The sequence below is a fragment of the Candidatus Parvarchaeota archaeon genome, assembly GCA_016866895.1.
Classification (GTDB): domain Archaea; phylum Micrarchaeota; class Micrarchaeia; order Anstonellales; family VGKX01; genus VGKX01.
In genome coordinates, this window is the sequence record VGKX01000068.1 from 1 (window position 1) to 6,130 (window position 6,130).

At 44.9% G+C, this 6,130-nt stretch carries 5 protein-coding genes; 2 read left to right on the forward strand and 3 right to left on the reverse strand.

Going from position 1 to position 6,130, the window contains the following annotated elements; translation table 11 throughout:
* Together FJZ26_03410 and FJZ26_03415 are read left to right on the forward strand one after the other, a co-directional pair.
* Nucleotides 1-734, forward strand: a 734-nt coding sequence (locus FJZ26_03410; GenBank protein ID MBM3229453.1) for an ATP-binding cassette domain-containing protein, incomplete at its 5' end; no start/stop codon positions are given.
* Nucleotides 735-1,038: 304 nt separating this feature from the next.
* Complete coding sequence (locus FJZ26_03415; protein ID MBM3229454.1) at nucleotides 1,039-2,172, forward strand: hypothetical protein; 1,134 nt, start codon at nucleotides 1,039-1,041, stop codon at nucleotides 2,170-2,172.
* 115 nt (nucleotides 2,173-2,287) lie between these two features.
* Here FJZ26_03415 and FJZ26_03420 read toward each other — a convergent pair whose 3' ends face one another.
* The 3 genes from FJZ26_03420 to FJZ26_03430 form a co-directional block, all read right to left on the reverse strand.
* Nucleotides 2,288-3,688 carry a ChaN family lipoprotein gene (locus FJZ26_03420; protein ID MBM3229455.1) on the reverse strand — a complete coding sequence of 467 codons (1,401 nt, stop codon included), beginning with the start codon at nucleotides 3,686-3,688 and terminating at the stop codon, nucleotides 2,288-2,290.
* 214 nt (nucleotides 3,689-3,902) lie between these two features.
* Entirely contained in the window at nucleotides 3,903-4,565 is a 663-nt protein-coding gene (locus FJZ26_03425) for a hypothetical protein (GenBank protein ID MBM3229456.1), read from the reverse strand.
* A gap of 344 nt (nucleotides 4,566-4,909) precedes the next feature.
* Nucleotides 4,910-5,869, reverse strand: a complete 960-nt coding sequence (locus FJZ26_03430; protein MBM3229457.1) for a hypothetical protein — start codon at nucleotides 5,867-5,869, stop codon at nucleotides 4,910-4,912.
* Nucleotides 5,870-6,130 lie beyond the last annotated feature (261 nt).

Consider the following 6,130-nt stretch of genomic DNA (forward strand, 5'->3'; position numbering starts at 1 on the left):
TGAAAAAAAGATATCCGAAATTCAGCTTTGAGTGCGAGGCTGGAAGCATCAGGGAAGGCGAGATAGTCGGTGTAGTTGGGCGCAATGCAACTGGAAAATCGCTTTTTGTAAAGATGCTTGCAGGCGTTGTAAAGCCTGATTCGGGTGGCACTGACGGTGCGCTTAAGGTTTCATACAAGCCCCAGTACATAAGCTACGAAGGCGAGGAGAAGGTTGGAGAGCTTTTTTCAAGGCACAAGCTCAATTCTGCAGTTTTTGAGGAGGCCAGAAGGAGGCTTGAGCTTTCAGGCCTGCAGGAAAAGAGGCTTGACCAGCTTTCAGGGGGCGAGCTTCAGCGCGTTGCAATAACCCTTGCCCTGTCGCAGGAGGCCGATTTGTACCTTTTTGACGAGCCGTCCGCCTATCTTGACATTGAGCAGAGGCTGCACTTTTCCCACCTGCTCCACAGCATCATTGAAAGCGGCGAAAAAGCTGCCTTTGTTGTTGACCATGACATTGCACTTGTGGATGCTGTTGCAACAAGGCTGATGGTGTTTGAAGGCACCGGAGGGCAAACCGGCAGGGCTGGCTGCCCAAAAGGGAAAAAGGACGGGCTAAACGGCTTTTTGAAGATGCTTGGAATAACCATGAGGCGGGACAAGGATTCTGGAAGGCCAAGGATAAACAAGCCTGATAGCGCCTTGGACAGGGAGCAGAAGGAAAGCGGGGAGCATTATAGTGGTAAGGCGGGGTGAGGCTGCCTCAAGTGCGCCTGAAGTCCTTAGCGGAAAACCACTTGACAAGTCAACGATTAAGCCCAATAACTTTTTTTCAAGCAGCCTAGGTTGGTTCTTCATAAAGCTCAAGTCCTGACGAACCAACTTACAGCACTTTTGAGCATTAGTCCTGTTCTTCAAAAGCGTTTGGATTTGCCAATATTAACAGAGATTATTAAGATTAGCATACTGAATAAAGTCATGAAAAAACACAAAATGAAAATAGAAATATCAAGTCGGAATGTGGAGGACAGGGGAAGTTAGACTAAGGCCAGGTGGAATCATGAATTCATTAGCAGAGAGGGTGGCCGCCAATGTCGGGCTTCAGAAGATAGTAAACGTTATTAGCAAAGCTGGCAAGACTGAGCTGATGCGCAGTTTTGGCAGGATGAATCCGATAATCACCTCGGTCAACGGCAAATATGTCGACCCATCTGGAAAACTTGTTGCAGCCATTCCAGGCTATGAAGATGTAGAACAATATGAAGGCGATTTGGAAAGGAAATTGCAAAAATATAGGAGGCAATTCGAGGGGGAGTGGCTTAGGATAAGGCTTGAAATTGGTTCAGGCGGGATGAAGGAATTGATGGGGTTGCTTGATGACAGGGAAAGAGAACGCCGTTTGACAAATTGCAAAAACATTGATGAGGCAGTAGCCCTGATGCTAGACTGGCTAAATGAAATGATAGGCGGGCAATACGGAAAATATATCAAAAAGATACTGAGGGCTACAAGGAGCTATTGCAAAGAAAGAAATGAAATAACAAATGTGCCATCTGGATTCAGATTTGGCCCAGATGAGCTTGACAAGGGGAACTTGGCAGAGGCACTTATGCCAGAAAAGTACAAGGAAGTTGGATTGAGGGGGGGCATATCTACCAAGGAGGGCAGCTGGATTAAACTTATCGGCGGCAGGCTAGCAAAGATAATGAAAAAAAGCGCCAAGGCAAAGTTTTCAGTCAGGGTTGAAGGCGGTGAGCCAATCGTATGTCTTAAGTACCTTGCATTCAATTTTGGGACTGACAAGTATGACTTGGTTGTAGTTCTTGACAGGCAAGGCATTAGACAGCTGCGCCATAGGGAAGTTAGTGTGCCAACATTACTTAGAATAATAGCTAAAGACAACACCCCACAAGACGGTGAATTCAAAAAGACAATACAGTTGGTTTCCCTGATGGAGATGTTCGGGCAGCAGGAGAAATATATAACACAGGAGGATTTGTCAAAAATTGAGATAAGCGCAGCATGGGGTTCGGCAAGCAGCGGTGAAAAAGGGGAAATAACCCTATCGGTGCCTAATTTCAGCTCGATTAGAAAAAATCCGAAGATACTTGGCGGCATTCCATTTGCAGCTGCAGTCGAATTCGGAGTGAAAAACTACGATAAGATCATCGAGGCAAGCGGGATAAAAAGTTAGCGTATTAGGCAAAATGCAGATTAGAGGCAACGGGTATTGAAGATATTGGCGCGCTTAGGGAGCTGACCTGTACTAGGCTGGAAGGATGCTTGTCAATCCATGCCAAAAACAGCATTCAACCGAGGCTTGCCGGTTTCAGATAGTCGTCCCAAAACCTGAACTCAAAGGCAGTTGACCTTCCCTCTTCAAGAGCCTTCATTTGGCCAACAACCACATCTATTTCAGCAAACTCCTTGACAGTTTGCGGAAGGTGGTATAGGAAGTCAAATGCAACAGGGGAATCCCTCATGTCAACAATGAACTTTTCACGCTCAATGCCAAGTTGCTTAATTGCAGCAAGGTAAATGGTTTGGGGCATCTCAACAAACCTCCTTTGCCCGAACTCAAACTCGTTGCTAAGAAAATAAACGTGGCCTGTTTTTCCTGTTGCGTACTCAACTACAGCAGGGATGCCCGACCCTTTTCTCAGATGCATGCCACCAACAAATACAACTGCCTTTGCACCATCTGATTCAACCAGTTTTGCAATGTTTGCGCCCATAATTATATCCCGCCTTCTGGTGTCATCAAGGTCCTGCTGGGAATAGGTGTTCATGCTTGCATCTACGGAGGCGATGGAAAAACCCATACTTAGGGCCGTGTTGTAAAGCTTAAGCTCGTTTTCAAACTTTGCAATGTTGATTTTTGATGCAAGCACCATCTGGTCATAAAACGCAGACTGGACAGGTGATAGCGTGCCATTGGATTTGTTTTCCTCAAAAATCGAAAGAGCGTACTTTAACTGCTCTAGTATGGATTTGCAAAAGTCAATTGGATTGGATTCCATTGGAAATTCTGTTGCAATAATGCTAAACCCGGCTTGCTTGAGTTGCGGCAAAAGAGCCTCTATTTCAAGTGGGATTTGAGGGCTGTAATGGTAGTCATTAAAGTAAATCACGTCTTTTGAAAGCGATTGTGAAATGTCATCAGAAAGCCTGTTTTTGGTAATTTGCAACCTTGCATCTTCAATGCCAAGCATTGTAAAGCCGGCCTTCCCAAGCTGCCGCTCAACTTCGGCGGCATTTGAGGAAATTTGGAAATAAGCGTCTGGAAGTGACGCAAGGTCAGGGTAGGCCTTTGAGCAAGCCAGCGAATTTCTCAAAAAATACCTTACTTGCCCAGTGTCACTAATATCGCACTTTTGTGCAAGCGACTGGGCCGCATTCTCAAGAAGCCTTGAAAGGACCGGGTCATCCAATAGAATCTGCTGCTTGAAGTCAAGCGAATTTGAGGAGAGATATGCCTTAATATTTTCGATATGGTCTGAAAATGATTCTTTGAGGAGTGCAGGCACGCCAAAGGCAATAGCTGCGCCCCCAACTGCGGCACCTATGCCAAGCTTCCAAAGAAAATTTCTCCTGCTTTTTTGGAATGCTTCCGCTTGCGCTGAAGTCATCTTAGTTTTACCGGACTTGGCATCCCCAGCATCTCTTTTAGGCAGCAAATAGCTTGAAAGTGACATAAGGAAAGTTCTCATCCAAGGTTTATAAATATATGGTTATTTATGTAAAGATATGAAAATGTGTGTTTTTGCGCCTAAAAACGATTTTGAGTCAAAAACTTGATTATGGCTTGTAGGGCTTGAAGCAGTTGAAGGAAGACGTGACCTGAAGCCTGACCAGCTTCACTTCTTCATTATCTGCTCATTCATCGAGGGAAGGACTTGAAGGCAGCTTGAAACTCGACCATTTTCATTTTTTCATTATCGTCTCGTTCATTGATGGCAGTGCCTGCAGCTCGACCATCTTCAAATCGGGCTTGAGTGCCTGCTCAAGTGCAGCCTGCACGTCTTTTTTGTCCTGGGCTGATTTGAGTGCCGAAAGCCTGGACGATAGGTCAACTGTGACCTCCCCCGCCATCTGCGAAGCCTGTTTCAACTCACTTGGGGGCACGACCGAGGAAAGAGACTCCCTAAAATCAGAGACTAGCGACTCCAGCTTTTGCTTTGCCGCTTCCTGCTCTTTCAAGTTCTTTTTGGCTTTTTCCTCCTTGGAAAGAAGGGCGCCGGATTCCTTTTCCTTGCTTCTGCCTGCAACAGTTGCTTCGGCAATTAACATGGATAATTTTTTGATTGCCATATTATTTTTGAATGATTGGCTATCCATAAAACTCTTCAGGGACACCATTGCCCTCTGGTTCATCATGATAAGCTTTACAACCGCCTGCCTGACTTTGGAGACAAAATCATCGGCCTTTGCAAGCAGGTTTTGAATGTTGTAGCTCCAGTGCTTTGCAAGATTCTGCAATTCCTCAACGCTTTTTGCCGCAAATACTTCTTCATCTCTCCCCTCCTTTGTCTTCATGTCTATTTCGCCTTTTACATATTCGAGAGCATTCTTTTCTAGGATAAACAATTGTAAACACGAGAATTTTAACTGTCCAGATGAGATTGCCTGGTCTGTTTTTTGTGCATCTGAAATAGTCGCCGGGGTGGAATACTTGCTGATAAGAGAAACAGATTTTGTAATGCAATCTAAACGGTTTGTGTGAGTTGTTTTTGTAAGCTCATTATCAAGGTTTTTTTTCTGTTCTGGAGCAATAAGACCATTGCTGGAAAAAGAAGCGGCTATGTTTTGGAAAGTTTTTTGGACTTGATTTATGGCGGCTTGGTTGGCTGCGCGATTTCTTTCTTGGTTCCCAAACTCCGTTTCACCAACCATAGACTGTCCAGTCTGGAACAAAAAGACCATAATAAAACCTAGTTAAACGGATTAGGATACTTGCTAATATCTGCCTGCTGAATTTCTCTAATTTTTGAAGACCCGCCGCTTATGTTGACAAGGTATATAGTTGAACCGTTTTGTCCCCTTAGTGCAGCATAATAGTTGCCATCCGAAGGCAGCTGAACAAGACCTATTTGGGGGTTTTGCAAGTTATTCCAGAATGATGAGTATGTGGATGCCAAGTCTAAAGCCGCACCGAATTCCACTCCGTCCTTCAAAAATGAATAGTATAACTGGCCATTGGAATATACAACAACCCCGCCTACCTTTTCGCCTAACCAGTCAATAACCATTACCTTGTAGTCATTGCCAATCCTTGTGCTGGACGTGTTGGACATTGTAAAGAAGTCTATTTTGTTGTTCATCAAATCAGAAACGGGGTCTGCAACAACCATTATTCCCCATGCCTTGGGGTCAATGGCACAGAAGATATGCTTCATTTGGCCATTGACCTCTTTGGTGCCAACATAGACTGACTTGACTTCCTTTGAGAACCTGGTTATTCCAATTTTTCTTATATACTCAGTTACATCATATGCAGCTGGAAGTGGGGCTTTCGGAATCATGAATTGGACAGTAGTGATATTTGGATTGGCTGACATGCCGCGACCATCAGAAACCCACGATTCGCAAGTTAGATCCCCTGCAACCAAATTCTTATGCGTAAACCAACTCTCCGCCACTTCCTTGGCAACTGTCGGAACCTGCTTTCCCCCCTTTACTTTTGCAAAAAGAGAGCTTCCCACTGTTTTTGTGTCAAATATCTTTGAAAACAAGTCAAAAACAACAGGTTTGAAGGCAACGCTTAGGCCGGTTAAGGCGATAAGTGTCAACGCTTTCCTCCTGCCCATGCCATGTTTGCCTGTTTTTTTAGAAGAAGTGTCCTGGGGAATTTGGTCCTTTTGACTGTGAAAAAATGCCCTGTTTGCCGCCATGATTATCAGTTATATTGCCTTAAAGTTGTATATAAAGCTAACGAATGGGAAATACGTAAAGTCAACAGTAACCTCCCCTGCAGCCTGTGCCGCTTTGCCCAGAACTGGAGGAGGAAAAACAGCGACAAGGGACTTTCTAAACTCCCTCACAAGGCCTTCAAGCCTCATTTTTGCCGCAAAACTGACTTAGGCTTTTTCAAGCAATTTTCTGCCGCGAAGTTTGCGATGGTATGAAACCCCAAACCTGTGCGCCTCGTCGCG